12 protein-coding genes and 1 pseudogene are annotated in these 14,011 nt (G+C 34.6%); 10 read left to right on the top strand and 3 right to left on the bottom strand.

The window, feature by feature from the left end; translation table 11 throughout:
* Nucleotides 1–54: 54 nt before the first annotated feature.
* Both ftsZ and nrdR read left to right on the top strand, forming a co-directional pair.
* On the top strand, nt 55–1,140 hold the full coding sequence (gene ftsZ, locus BN30_RS01660; protein ID WP_019213797.1) for a cell division protein FtsZ: 1,086 nt from the start codon (nt 55–57) through the stop codon (nt 1,138–1,140).
* A 2-nt stretch (nt 1,141–1,142) separates the two neighbouring features.
* Complete coding sequence (gene nrdR, locus BN30_RS01655) at nt 1,143–1,604, top strand: transcriptional regulator NrdR (RefSeq protein WP_019213796.1); 462 nt, start codon at nt 1,143–1,145, stop codon at nt 1,602–1,604.
* Nucleotides 1,605–1,669: 65 nt separating this feature from the next.
* Here the strand turns inward: nrdR and BN30_RS01650 are convergent, their stop codons facing one another.
* The 3 genes from BN30_RS01650 to BN30_RS01640 all read right to left on the bottom strand — a co-directional run bounded on the left by BN30_RS01650 (nt 1,670) and on the right by BN30_RS01640 (nt 4,723).
* Nucleotides 1,670–3,070, bottom strand: coding sequence for a hypothetical protein (locus tag BN30_RS01650; protein WP_019213795.1), 1,401 nt, complete (start codon nt 3,068–3,070; stop codon nt 1,670–1,672).
* A 155-nt stretch (nt 3,071–3,225) separates the two neighbouring features.
* Nucleotides 3,226–4,356 (bottom strand): SHOCT-like domain-containing protein, encoded by a 1,131-nt coding sequence (locus tag BN30_RS01645; protein WP_019213794.1) that lies wholly within the window; start codon nt 4,354–4,356, stop codon nt 3,226–3,228.
* A 1-nt stretch (nt 4,357) separates the two neighbouring features.
* Complete coding sequence (locus BN30_RS01640; protein WP_019213793.1) at nt 4,358–4,723, bottom strand: DUF2089 domain-containing protein; 366 nt, start codon at nt 4,721–4,723, stop codon at nt 4,358–4,360.
* 168 nt (nt 4,724–4,891) lie between these two features.
* On the opposite strand from BN30_RS01640, the gene BN30_RS08705 reads away from it, so the two are divergent.
* The 8 genes and pseudogenes from BN30_RS08705 (at nt 4,892) to secG (ending at nt 13,995) form a co-directional block, all read left to right on the top strand.
* A complete protein-coding gene (locus BN30_RS08705) occupies nt 4,892–6,154 on the top strand; it encodes a replication-associated recombination protein A (RefSeq protein WP_019213792.1) in 1,263 nt (420 codons plus the stop codon).
* Nucleotides 6,155–6,166: 12 nt separating this feature from the next.
* Nucleotides 6,167–7,174, top strand: coding sequence for a type I glyceraldehyde-3-phosphate dehydrogenase (gene gap / locus BN30_RS01630; protein ID WP_019213791.1), 1,008 nt, complete (start codon nt 6,167–6,169; stop codon nt 7,172–7,174).
* A 21-nt stretch (nt 7,175–7,195) separates the two neighbouring features.
* The gene (locus BN30_RS01625; RefSeq protein WP_019213790.1) at nt 7,196–8,380 is read left to right on the top strand and encodes a phosphoglycerate kinase; all 1,185 of its coding nucleotides are present in this window, start codon (nt 7,196–7,198) and stop codon (nt 8,378–8,380) included.
* Nucleotides 8,370–9,133: pseudogene (gene tpiA / locus BN30_RS10525) on the top strand (triose-phosphate isomerase). The gene BN30_RS01625 and the pseudogene tpiA overlap by 11 nt, the downstream one beginning before the upstream one ends.
* Nucleotide 9,134: 1 nt before the next feature.
* The gene (gene gpmI, locus BN30_RS01615; protein WP_019213787.1) at nt 9,135–10,661 is read left to right on the top strand and encodes a 2,3-bisphosphoglycerate-independent phosphoglycerate mutase; all 1,527 of its coding nucleotides are present in this window, start codon (nt 9,135–9,137) and stop codon (nt 10,659–10,661) included.
* 1 nt (nt 10,662) lies between these two features.
* Entirely contained in the window at nt 10,663–11,946 is a 1,284-nt protein-coding gene (gene eno / locus BN30_RS01610; protein ID WP_019213786.1) for a phosphopyruvate hydratase, read from the top strand.
* A 130-nt stretch (nt 11,947–12,076) separates the two neighbouring features.
* Nucleotides 12,077–13,465, top strand: a complete 1,389-nt coding sequence (locus BN30_RS01605) for a copper amine oxidase N-terminal domain-containing protein (protein WP_019213785.1) — start codon at nt 12,077–12,079, stop codon at nt 13,463–13,465.
* 311 nt (nt 13,466–13,776) lie between these two features.
* The gene (secG, locus tag BN30_RS01600; protein WP_019213784.1) at nt 13,777–13,995 is read left to right on the top strand and encodes a preprotein translocase subunit SecG; all 219 of its coding nucleotides are present in this window, start codon (nt 13,777–13,779) and stop codon (nt 13,993–13,995) included.
* Nucleotides 13,996–14,011: the final 16 nt, after the last annotated feature.

Below are 14,011 nucleotides of genomic sequence, written 5' to 3'. Positions count from 1 at the left end.
ATATAAATAATAGAGTAAATAATTAAATACTTAGTATAAAAGGAGGATTCGTAAATGATTGATTTTGATGTAGAAATTGACCAATTTGCCAAAATTAAAGTTATAGGTGTTGGTGGAGCAGGAAACAACGCTGTTAACAGAATGGTTGATGCAGGCGTAAAAGGCGTTGAGTTTATAGCTGTTAACACAGATAGACAAGCTTTAGCATCATCAAAGGCACAAAATAAGATTCAAATAGGAGATAAGGTTACAAAGGGCTTAGGCGCTGGAGCAAATCCAGAAGTTGGTTCACAAGCAGCTCTTGAAGATAAAGAAGGCATTACTGAAATGCTTAAAGGCACAGACATGGTATTTATCACAGCTGGTATGGGCGGTGGAACAGGTACTGGTGCTGCACCTATCATTGCGCAATTAGCTAAGGAACAAGGCATATTAACTGTAGGCGTTGTTACAAGACCATTTGGTTTTGAAGGTATGAAGAGAGCTAAAAACGCATCTCAAGGTATTAGCCAATTACTAGAAGTAGTTGATACACTAGTAACTATACCAAACGATAGACTTCTTCAAATAGCTGACAAGAAAACATCATTAAAAGATGCATTCATCATGGCTGACGAAGTATTAAAACAAGGTATACAAGGTATATCTGATTTAATTAGTGTACCAAACCTAATTAACCTTGACTTTGCTGACGTTAAGACTATCATGGAACAAAAGGGTATTGCTCACATGGGTATAGGTTTTGCTCAAGGAGACAACAGAGCAACAGATGCAGCTAAGCTTGCAATCAAGTCACCATTACTAGAAACATCTATAGAAGGATCTAAGTCTGTTCTATTAAATATCACTGGTGGTACTGACCTTGGTATGTTCGAAGTAAATGAAGCTGCAGACTTAATCAGACAATCGGTTGCTGACGATGCAAACATCATCTTCGGTGCTGGTATCGATGAAAGCCTTGGCGATTCTATTAAGATAACTGTTATCGCTACAGAATTTGAAGATGGATCTAAACCTGCTAAAAAAGATTCAAACAAGGATTCTGAAGAAGTAGAAGAAAAGCACGAAGAAAAGAGAAGTGAAAATACTTCAAGCTTCGACGATTCTTTATTAGTACCTGATTTTTTAAAGAATAATTAATTATGAAGTGTCCTTTTTGTTCTTACGAAGATTCAAAAGTACTAGATTCAAGACCTACTAATGAGGGTACTGCGATTAGGAGACGTAGAGAGTGTCTTCGCTGTAAAAAAAGATTTACAACATACGAAAAAATTGAAGAAACACCTTTAATAGTTGTCAAGAAAAACGGAGACAGAGAGACATTTGACAGAAGTAAGATATTAAAGGGCGTAATCAAATCTTGCGAAAAAAGACCTGTTAGCTTAAGCCAAATTGAAGGCTTGGCAGATAGTGTTGAAGAAAAGCTTATGAGTACTATGAAAAAAGAAGTTTCATCTAACGAAGTAGGCGAGCTTATTATGCAAGGCCTTAAAGAGATAGACCAAGTAGCTTATGTAAGATTTGCTTCAGTATATAGAGAGTTTAAAGATACTCAATCATTTATGAAAGAGCTCCAAAAGATAATAGACGAACAAAATAATTAAATAATAAATGCCTTTCTTGGGTTTCCAGGAAAGGCATTTTCTATTTATAATAATATTTATTTAATTTATTTATTTTTTAGATATACATTGTCGTACCATTTTTGTTTTGAATTTATCAGTTTTTCGAAAACTGCATTTTTGCACTTATAAAGATTTTCATGAAGTGCTTGACAGTCCTTTAAATCATTTAGAGTTAAATCTGGATAATCTTTAAGTCCATAAGTACCATCAACAAATCTTGCATATTCAAGATTGCCATCTTTTTTAATCCACATATCGCAAGTTGCCTCAACACCTTTTATCATCTTTTTAATAAATGCGCTGTTATTATTTTCTTTTTTAAGAATATCTTCATACATTAAAGCCTTTAGACCCATTAAGTGATGGTTTAGTGATGAGTGCGTCATGCCGATGTAATATTCAGCGCCGTAGTCCATAACTAGAAATGCATCATCGATATATGGGACTTTAATCGCATTTTGTTCAGCATATTTCTTATAATACGTTAAAACTTTGTCCGCGATATTTATATATTTTTCATCCTTAAACATACTATACATTCTTAAGCAAATGTAAGCGTAATCAAGGTTCCATCTCGTGTCGAAGTAGCCTTTGCCGATGTTGTAGTCAGCCTTTAGCCACTCGCTTCTATAAGGGATAGGATAGTAGCCGTCTTCATTTAGCTTTTTTGCTGTGTCGTCAACAAGTTTTGCTGTTATCACTTGAGCAAATTTACTATCAATAACATCTAAAAGAGTGTTTGCAATGTATATAGCGCCTTGCATAAAGAAATAGCTTTCTTTGTATGGCACTGAGCGCGGATTCATTTGGTAGAAGTATCCATCAGGTGTTATACAGTGCTTAGAAATTCTAAATTTCGAATCAACAAGCTTAAATGCTTCAGGCGTTTGAAAAGCTTTTTCATCCATGCTAGAGTAACAAATGCTATATTTAATATTTTTTTGTTCATCTTTTATATCTTTTAGCTTTAATTTTATTTGTAGCTTTGATTTGTCATATAAAATTTCACTATCAATATTTACTTTATCAATAATATTGTCTTGAACATCTTTATATGCGTTGATGGCTGTGATTACATAGTATTTTTCGCCGTTATTTAAAACAAGTATGTTTGGATTTTTAAGAGTAAAAGCTTTTTTTTCTGTATTGATTATTTTTGCTTTTTCATCGATATATTCAGCGTTTGCATCTTTTATTTCAATTGGAAAATCAATATCTAAACTGTCTTTGCCATCAAAAGTGCCTGTGATAAATTTAAGTTTGGCACCATTAAATTCAAAGCCATCGTCTTTAGTCTCTTTAGTTTCCTCGGATTTTTTAGTTTCCTCAGTTTCCTTAGTTTCCTCTGCATAAGCTGTATTTTTAAAGCTTAAAACAAGTGTTAGCACGCTTAAGACTAGTAAAAGCACAAATATATTAATTTTTGTTATTCTTTTTATCTTCATCATTTTACTCCTATATATTTTATATCTTTTTAATTTTAACATTATAATTATACATTAAAAGATTTAGATTTACAAGAGATTTAACAGATTTGAAATGATTTATAAAGAAAAATCCTGACCAATTTATGGCCAGGATAATGATGGGAATATTTGACCTACTCTATAATGATAGGTCCGTTACTTGTTTTTATATCACCAAATAGAGTAAGTTCTGAATCGTTATTTAGTGAGGCAGTTGTAAGCTCGTCATTGTCTTTGTCAAGCTTGAATCTGTCGTCATCAAAGATGACTGGACATGTGTATTTATTAAGGCCTCTTAAATTTAATTTAACATTTTTACTTACGCTTTCTAATTCAAGTGTAACAGGTCCATTGCTATTAGTAACTATGATATTTTCAGCAGAGTTAAAAATGTCTTTAACATCGACATAAGCGTTTGTTGTATGCGCTTCTAAATTAACGAATGGAGTGTTATTTAAAGTTATTTCAGCATTTGTTGTATTTATAAGCAAGTCACTAAACTTTGAGTCTTTAATTTTTACTGAATCATTAGTAGTTTTTAGCTCTGATTTTCCAATGATGGAGTCTTCAATTTTGATATAGTCGTTACTTGTTGTTAAATAAAGCTCATCGCAGATAATTGAGTCAAGTTTAATTTTATCGTTGCTTGTGCTTGCTTTTACAGTGGCAAAGTCTTGTGCAGGCACTAAAACTTTTAGACTAACAGCAAAATCTTTTTTTGTTAGCTCTGAGTAGTTTGGTTCGATAAGTATTTCTTTATCATCGATAAAGCAGTTAATAAACTCATAATTTTCTGGAATATCTTTTTTATTTGTATAATAAATTTTGCCATAGACTTCAATTTGATCAGAGCTTGATGGAAGTATCTCTATCTTTTCATTTGTATTATTTATAATTAAATTGTATTTTTTATTTTTATCTAAGTCTAGCTTAAGTGTAGCAAATTTTTTATTTTTAAAGCTCTTGCTATCATCAAAGCTAAAGTTTGCGTATACACGGCCATTTCTCATACCTTCTTCAGCAGTTTGTAAAGATTTACTTACTATCTTATTAACAAAGTTTGAGATTTTGCTAGCAAATTTATCCGATGCATCGAAGACATCGTAGTCATCTGCTTCGATATGAATTTCATTTCTTTTTTTATTTGGCTTATAAGCTTTTTCGCCTTTCTTTTCACCAACAGCGTTAAGAAGTTTTAGCGCCTCTTCTTCACTAATCTTGCCGTCCTTTAACATCTTAAGGATCATAATTTTTTCTTCAGACATTTTAAACCTCCTTTAAATCTAGAAGCATCTTTTCAGCTTCACTACTTGTAATTGTACCGCTATTTAAGAGCTCAAGAATTTCTTTCTCGCTAGTAGAACTCTTTTGATCAGAGATAATCTCGTTGATTTGATCGAGTTTTTTAATTACAGTAGGGTAGGAAATACCCAAGGCTCTTTCAATCTCTTTAATATTGCCTCTCTTTAATAAGAAAGTTTTGATAAAGTCAATTTGCTCGCTGCTGAGCTTGTAAAATGAATTATTTTCAAATCTTCCTTCTATAGTCGTGTTGCAATTGTCACAAACTAGCCTTTCTATGTATAGTTTTGAACCGCAAACAGGACATTCATTTAATGCTTTATTAATCATAAGGTCCTCCTTTATTAAGATTATACATCTATAAATTAATTATGTCAATATATTTTTTAAAATATTTTAAAAATATTTATATTTTACTTAAAATTATTAAGTTTAAAATTAAATAATTTAAGAGTGGACATATTGAAGCTTATTTGATATAATAAAAAAGGTGAGAAAATGAATTTGTTTGACATGGAAAGAGAAAAAAATTTAAAACTGGGTCAAAATTTAGCTGAAAGATTTAGGCCGAAGAGTCTTGATGACTATATTGGTCAGGAGAAGGTACTTAATAAAAACTCTTTTCTATACAAAGCTATCAAGGCCGATAGACTTCCATCGCTTATACTATATGGACCGGCAGGCACTGGTAAAACTTCACTTGCGAACGTTATTGCTAACACGAGCAAATCGAATTTTATCAAAATTAGTGCTGTGGGTAGTGGGGTGAGCGATTTAAAGAAGGCAGTTGAAGAAGCCAAGAGACTTTTAGAGGAGAATAAAAAAACCATACTCTTTGTTGATGAAATACACAGGTTTAACAAGGCTCAGCAGGATTTTTTGCTTCCATACATTGAAGATTCGACCGTGACTCTCATAGGTGCAACGACTGAAAATCCATATTTTGAGGTCAATAGCGCACTTATATCAAGATGCTTCATAATTAGACTAGAAAAAATGAGCGAAGAAAATTTAATTAAGCTTGCTAAGAAAGCTCTAGGAGATGAGCTGAGTGGACTTGCTTCATTAAAGGCAAGCATAGATGACGACGCACTTGAGTATTTAGTTAGAATTTCTAATGGTGATGCGAGAAACATGCTAAATTTTTTAGAGATAGCTGTTTTAAGCCAAGATCCAGAGGCTGATTTAACTCGTCATATAATGTACGAGGACGTCAAGGGCTTAGTTTTTGAAAGAGCTCACTCGTATGATAAAAGCTCGACCATGCATTACGACACAATCTCAGCCTTTATCAAGAGCATGAGAGGCTCAGATCCAGATGCGACAGTTTTTTATTTAGCTCACATGTTAAACAATGGCGAAGATCCTTTATTCATAGCAAGACGCATAGTGATATTTGCTTCAGAAGACATTGGTCTTGCAGATCCAAATGCACAAACGCTAGCGACGTCAGCATTTTATGCGGTTAAAGCCATTGGCATGCCAGAAGCGCGCATCATTTTGAGTAACGCAGCCATATACATGGCACTGGCCAAAAAGAATAACTCGACCTATGTCGCCATTAACAAGGCTATGGCGGACGTCGATAAGATCAAAGAATTCCAAATTCCTCTGCACATAAGAGATGCGCACAACAACGACAAGAAGGTTTTTGGCGATCACGCGGACTACAAATATCCGCACAATTATAAGGATAAAAAGCCTGAGCAAAATTATTTGCCTGAAGGTTTAGAAGATAAAAAATATTTTAATAATAATTAAGGAGGTCAACAAATGAAAGTTGGTATTAATGGTTTTGGTAGGATTGGTAGAGATGTAGCTAGAATTCTTGTTGAAGAGAACAACGGCTTAGAATTAGTTCACATCAATGCCTCAGGTGATTTAAAAACACATGCTCATCTATTTAGAAATGATTCTCTATATGGTAGACTATCAGTTTCTTGTGAAGCTTGTGAAGATGGTTTCATGATAGACGGCAAGAAGGTTACAAACACTCAATTTAGAGATCCGGCAGAAATTCCTTGGAAGGACTATGGTGTAGACATAGTTATCGACTCTACTGGAGCATTTAAAAACAACGAAACTCTTTACAAACACATCGAAAAGGGCGGAGCAAAGAAAGTTATTTTAACTGCACCTGCAAAGGGCGAAATCGATAAAACTATCGTTATGGGTGTAAACGAAAAAGAATATGACAAGACTAAACACAATGTTATCAGTAATGCATCTTGTACAACTAACTGTCTTGCACCATTAACAAAGGTTATAGAAGATAATTTTGGTATTAAGAGAGGTCTTATGACAACTATCCACGCTTATACTTCTGACCAAGTTTTACTTGACCACAAGCACAAAGACATCAGAAGAGCAAGAGCAGCAGCTATGTCTATGGTTCCTACAACAACAGGGGCAGCAAAGGCAGTTGCATTAGTTATCCCTTCACTAAAGGATAAATTAACAGGATACGCTGTTAGAGTGCCAGTTCCAACAGTTTCTCTTACAGACGTTGTTTTCGAATTAAACAAAAACGTTACTAAGGAAGAAATCAACGAAGCTGTTAAAAAAGCGAGCGAAAACGAATTAAAGGGCATACTTGAATACGCCGAAGAAGAACTTGTTTCTGTTGACTACGTTGGCGACAGACACTCATCAATCTTTGATCCATTCTTAACTTTAGTTATAGATGGCAACTTAGTTAAGGTAGTTTCATGGTATGACAATGAATATGGTTACAGCCACAGAGTAGTTGACCTAGCAAAATACATTGCTGATCAAGAATAATTATTATAAAAGGATAAAATAATGAAAAAAACATTAAAAGATTATAATTTTGATGATAAAACAGTTTTATTGAGATGTGATTTTAACGTACCAATGAAGGATGGCGTTATCACTGACAATAAACGTATATTTGAGTCTCTTCCTACAATCAAGCACCTTCTTGATCATGGCGCAAAAGTAATTATGATGAGCCACTTGGGTAGACCAAAGGGCGAATATAATTTAAAATATACTTTAGAGCCAGTTAGGGACGAGATTGAAAAACTTCTTGGAAGAGATGTAAAATTCATCTCTTGCCCTGAAGTAGTTAATGACGAAGTTAGAGAAGCAGCTAAAAATCTTAAAAAAGGAGAGCTTCTTTTACTAGAAAATACTAGATTTAGAAAAGAAGAAGAAAAATGCGACGAAGCTTTTTCTAAAGAGCTAGCAGACCTTGCGGATATCTATGTTAATGATGCTTTCGGCACTTCACACAGAGCTCACGCATCAAACGTTGGTGTAAGTAAATTTTTACCATCAGCACTAGGCTTTTTAGTTGAAAAAGAAATGAATATCATGGCGAAAGAGCTTGACGAGCCTAAGCATCCATTTATCGCTATACTTGGCGGATCAAAGGTATCTGATAAGATTGGCGTAATAGAAAATTTATTAAATAAGGCTGATAAGATACTTATTGGCGGCGCTATGGCATTTACATTCTTAAAGGCAAAGGGCATGAACGTTGGCAAGAGCTTAGTTGAAGACGACAAGTTAGATCTTGCACTTGAACTATTAGAAAAGGCTGATGCAAAGAAAGTTGATTTGGTTTTACCAGTTGATGCTTTATGCGCTAAAGAGATAAAAGAAGATGCTGAAGCTGAATGCTATGAAGTAAATCATATACCAGATGATATGATGGGCCTTGACATAGGACCAGAAACTATCGATGTTTTTACTAAAAAATTATTGGGAGCAAAAACTATAGTTTGGAATGGACCTATGGGCGTATTTGAAATGGATAAATTTAAAAACGGCACTAATGCTATCGCTAAGGCACTTGCAAACTCTGATGCTACTACCATAGTCGGCGGAGGAGATAGTGCGAGCGCTGTTCAAAAAGCTGGCTACGAAGAAAAAATTACACATGTTTCAACTGGCGGAGGCGCTTCACTTGAGCTAATGGAAGGAAAAGTGCTTCCTGGCATAGCTGCTATTAATGATAAATAAGGAGACAAATTTGAAAAAATTTTTACTTGCTGCAAACTGGAAGATGAATATGGACGTAAAAGAGACAGAAAGCTTTTTCAAGGATTTGAGCCTAAAGCCAAATGACTCTTATGACGTTTATGTCGCAGTTCCATTTACAGATATTTATTTAGCAAATAAAACAAAAAAATTTAATGAAATAAAGATAGGTGCTCAAAACATCTACTTTGAAGACAAGGGAGCTTTTACTGGCGAAATTAGTACTTCTATGATTAAATCATGCGGAGCGGATTTTGTCATCATCGGTCACTCTGAAAGAAGAGAAATTTTTGCAGAGTGCGATGAGATGATTATAAAAAAGTTCTTAAGGCGATTGAAGATGGTGTAGAAGTGATTCTATGCGTTGGAGAGACTTTGTCTGAAAGAGAAGACGGAAAGCACTTTGAAAAGATTGAAAAACAATTAAAGGCTGATCTTGTTGGTGTGGACGCAGCTAAATTAGATAACTTCGCCATCGCCTACGAGCCAATCTGGGCAATAGGCACAGGCAAGAGCGCTTCTAAGGAAGATGCTGAGGAAATGTGCCGCTTCGTTAGAGAAAAAGTTAAGGAAATGAATCCAAATCTTGAAGCAAAGCTTAGAGTGCTTTATGGCGGCAGCGTAAAAGAGGCAAACGCAGCCGATTTATCTAAAGAAGAAAATATCGATGGATTCTTAATCGGTGGCGCTTCACTAAAGACTGAGTCTTTTGAAGCCATTGCTAAGGAGATATAAGATGTCAAAGGCTATATTAATAATATTAGATGGTTTCGGAATCGGTAAAGATAACGACGCAAACGCTGTATATAGAGCCAATACGCCGACAATCGATAAATTATTTAAAGATTGTCCTCATGCAAAATTACAAGCGAGCGGCGAATATGTAGGCCTACCCGCTGGACAGATGGGTAACTCCGAGGTTGGTCACTTAAACATAGGTTCAGGAAGAGTTGTTTATCAAGATCTTTCTATGATCAATAGAGACATTAAGAACGGAGATTTCTTTAAAAAAGAAGAATTTCTTAAGGCGATTGAGCACGCAAAGAAAAATAATACAAATCTTCATTTGATGGGTCTACTAAGCTATGGGGGAGTTCACTCGCACATCGATCATATAAAGGCGCTTCTTGATTTATGCAAAAAAGAGGGCGTGGGCGATAGAACTTATCTACACGCGATCTTAGATGGAAGAGATGTAGGCATACACTCAGGTGAGAACGATGTGAGCGAAATTATTGCTTACATGAAAAATAATTCATGCGCTCACCTTGCATCAATCAGCGGCAGATACTATGCTATGGACAGAGATAAGCGCTATGACAGAACAGAAAAATATTACAAAGCTGTCACATCTAAGACGCCTGAACTTGTTTCGGATGATGCTATAGATACGATTAAAAAATCTTACGAAAAAGATGTCACAGATGAATTCATTTTGCCATGCGCAATTAAAAATGCTGGTGAAGTGAATGAAATAAAATCAGGAGACAGCATTATCTTTATTAATTTTAGACCGGATAGAGCAAGACAGATTACAGATGCTTTCACTAATAAAGATTTTTCTGGATTTGAAAGAAAGTTTTTGGATGACATTTATTATGTGTGCATGACAAATTATGACTCAAGCTTTAAAAATGTTCATATCGCTTATAAAGATGAAGAGATAGTGAACACACTTGGAGAAGTTGTTTCAAAACATGGCTTAAAACAGCTTCGTATAGCCGAAACAGAGAAATACGCTCATGTAACATACTTTTTCAATGGCGGCCGCGAAGAAAAATTTGCTGATGAAGACAGAATTTTGATAAATTCACCAAAGGTAGCGACATACGATTTAAAACCTGAGATGAGCGCTTATGAGCTTACAGATAAATTAGTGAGCGTTATGGCAGATTATGATTTAATTATATTAAACTATGCAAACACAGACATGGTCGGACACACAGGAGTTGTTCCAGCCATAATCAAAGCGGTAGAAACAGTTGATACATGCCTTGCAAAACTGTTAGCAAAGGCAAAGGAATGTGGTTTTACAGCCATAATCACAGCTGATCACGGCAACTGCGAGGCAATGTTTGATGAAGATGGTAAACCAATCACATCACATACGACAAATCCTGTCCCTGTAATACTTTTTAACGACGGAAAGCATAAGCTTAAAGATGGCGTACTAGCTGACCTAGCACCATCACTATTAGATATATTAAATATAGAAAAGCCAAAAGAAATGACAGGCGAGAGCCTATTGGTATCGGAGGAATAAAATGAGTAGAATTATTGATGTATTTGCTATGGAAGTCTTAGATTCAAGATCTAACCCAACTGTAGAAGTAACAGTTTTAGCTGAATCAGGAGCAATCGGATCAGCTATAGTCCCATCAGGAGCATCTACTGGCGAACACGAAGCCGTAGAACTTAGAGATGGAGACCCAAAGAGATACGCCAAAAAAGGCGTATTGAAGGCAGTTGACAACGTAAACAACGTTATCGCACCTGAAATTTTTGATATGGAAGTAACAGATCAAGTATCAATAGATAAATTGATGATAAATCTTGACGGAACAGAAAATAAAGGCAAACTTGGTGCAAACGCTATGCTTGGCGTATCACTAGCAGTTGCTAAGTGCGCTGCAAATGAACTAAATATGCCGCTTTATAGATATATCGGCGGAACTAACGCAAAAGTTTTACCAGTACCTATGATGAACATTTTAAACGGCGGTCAACACGCTGATAATAACGTAGACATACAAGAGTTTATGATTATGCCAATAGGCGCAGAAACATTTAGAGATGCGCTTAGAATGGGATCAGAAGTTTATCACAGCTTAAAGAATGTTCTTAAAGAAAGAAAATTAGCTACAGGCGTTGGTGATGAAGGTGGTTATGCACCAGACTTATCAAGCAATGAAGAAGCAATCGAAACTATAATCGAAGCTATTGAAAAAGCTGGTTATGAAGCAGGCAAGGACATCTATCTAGCTCTTGACGTTGCTGCGAGCGAATTATATAACGCAGATACTAAAAAATATTATCTAAAGAGCGATAACGCAGAGCTAACAGACGAAGAAATGATTAATTACTACGAAAAATTAGTTAATAAGTATCCACTTTACTCAATCGAAGACGGCTTAGATGAAAATGACTGGGACGGCTGGAAGAAATTAACTGAAAGATTAGGAGATAAGATTCAATTAGTTGGTGACGACCTTTATGTTACAAACACAAAGAGAATCAAAAAAGGTATTGAAACACACACAGCAAATTCAGTTTTGATCAAGCTTAACCAAATCGGCACATTAACTGAAACTATCGAAGCAATCGAAATGGCTCACAGAAATCATTACACAGCAGTTATTTCACACAGATCAGGCGAAACAGAAGACACAACAATCGCAGACCTTTCAGTTGCACTAAACACAGGACAAATCAAAACAGGTGCACCAGCTAGATCAGAAAGAGTTGCTAAATACAATCAACTTCTAAGAATTGAGTATATGCTTGATGATACAGCAGTTTACGCTGGCAAGAGCATACTAAAAAAATAATTTAATAAAATATTTTACATGGGATGGGCACTTTATGCTCATCCTATTTTTTATTTAAAATAGCTAGAAAATTATACAAATATATTGTATAATTAAGATAAAGAACAATATCAAAGGGGGATGTAGTAGTATGAAACTTAAAAAAGTACTTTTAGGAGCTTTAATTGCTTCACAAATATTAACAGCAACAGCTCTTGCAGCGACAGATGAAGCGATAGAAGAGTTTAAAAAAGCACCATCACTTAAACAAGAAGTAAAAAAATTTAAAGATGAAGTTAAAATATTCATAATGAAAGATGGAGAAAAACAAAGAGTCGATCAAAAGATGACAGACGGCTTAAGAGTTGTGGGTGGAAGAACATGCGTAGGAGTAAGAGACCTTGTAAACGCAATCGAAGAAGCAAAAGTTGAGTGGGACGGCACTAACCACATAGTCGACATCACATATGCTGGCAAGACAATATCATACCCAGTTGGCAAACCACTTATGTGGGCAGATGGCAAAGCAGTAACGATAGATGTTCCAGCACAAATCGACCCAGCAATATCAAAAACGTTCTTACCTATAAGAAACATAGCAGAGACATTGGGTTTCAAAGTTGATTGGGACAATAAGGCAAAGGAAGTAGTTTTAACAGCAGGAACTCTTAATGAAGAAAAAGCTGAACAAAGTAATTTAGCATGGGTAACAGCAAGTGGACAAAAAATACCAAAACCAGAAGAGCTACCAAAAACTAAGTATGGAAAAGATAAAACACTTGACCCTAATAGTTTGTATAAAATATTTCCGAAAGCAGCAGATTTAACACACAATCCGGATGGCTCTTTAACATATTTTAAAGGAACTGTACTTGAGTATACAACGCAAGCGCCTTTTAAAAAAGTTGATAATATAGGACCAAGACCATCTAATTGGAGTATATTTACCTCAAATAAAAACGATACCAGAGTTGGAACTGCTATTGTAACTAAAGGACATCCTGAATATGATAAAGAAATGGAAAAAATGGAAAGACTGTGCTTAAATGGAGATTATTCTAGTATATTTTCTTTAAATGATAATATTATTAATGAATATAAAAATCAATATACTGAAATAAGTAAAGAAGAGTATAAAAAACAACATAAGAATTTAAATAGAAAAAAATCAAGTAAAAATGGCTTATATGAGGCAGACTTTTTATGTAAGTCTATGGATAAGATATATGATGCAACTGGATCACTAAACATATCTGTAATAGGATACTTTAATCATGAGACTGGTAAAAATCTAATTTTTTCCTATGACCCTGCATACTATATAACTAAGGATGGAGCTATTATAGATTGGCTAGATGCAAAGGAATATACAAAAAAATATGGGGACTTTATAATAGATAAAGTTATGATTTCAAAAGCTAGTGGAGTATACTTTATAGATATACCTGATATATCAATTAAAGAAAAGTCAAATAGTGTAAAGTATAATTGCAAAACGTTATCAATTGGAAATTATTATAGTGCATCATTAGCAAATTAAAAAGGAGTGAATTTAATATAGAGTCATATAACGGCATTCGTGATTTTCACGATGCCGTTTTTTAGCGCGATAAATACCGTAATAGCAGATTACATTGAAATTCCAGGAGATATTGCAGAAAGTGATGAATGCTAATGCCATTTTTTATAAATTTTACAAAAGTCGTTTTACGCGTAATACGATATTCACTTCAGCATAAAATAATAAAAAATGAATTCATTATAAATCATATTAAATAAGAAAAAAGCATTGCAAAATAAATGCTCTTGTGGTAAAATAAATATGTTATAAGAGAGAATGGAGGTGTGTGTATGAATTACGTATTGTATGCACTAGTTGCAATTTCAGCTTTAGTATTAACTATATCAGTAGCAGCTACTGAAGGGGATGATCAAGGCTTACAAGCATTAGGCGGTTCTGAAAGTATTTGGGGCTCTAAAAATCCTACAAGAAATGTTGTTTTAAAAAGAATAACAACAGTTTCATCAGTTGTGTTCATGGTAACAACTTTGATATTAGCAGCTTTATAATAATAAAATAGGAGGA

The organism is Fenollaria massiliensis (genome assembly GCF_000312505.2).
Lineage (GTDB): Bacteria > Bacillota > Clostridia > Tissierellales > Peptoniphilaceae > Fenollaria > Fenollaria massiliensis.
The sequence above is the reverse complement of the archived record's forward strand: the minus strand, read 5'-3'. Positions and strand labels throughout refer to the sequence as shown.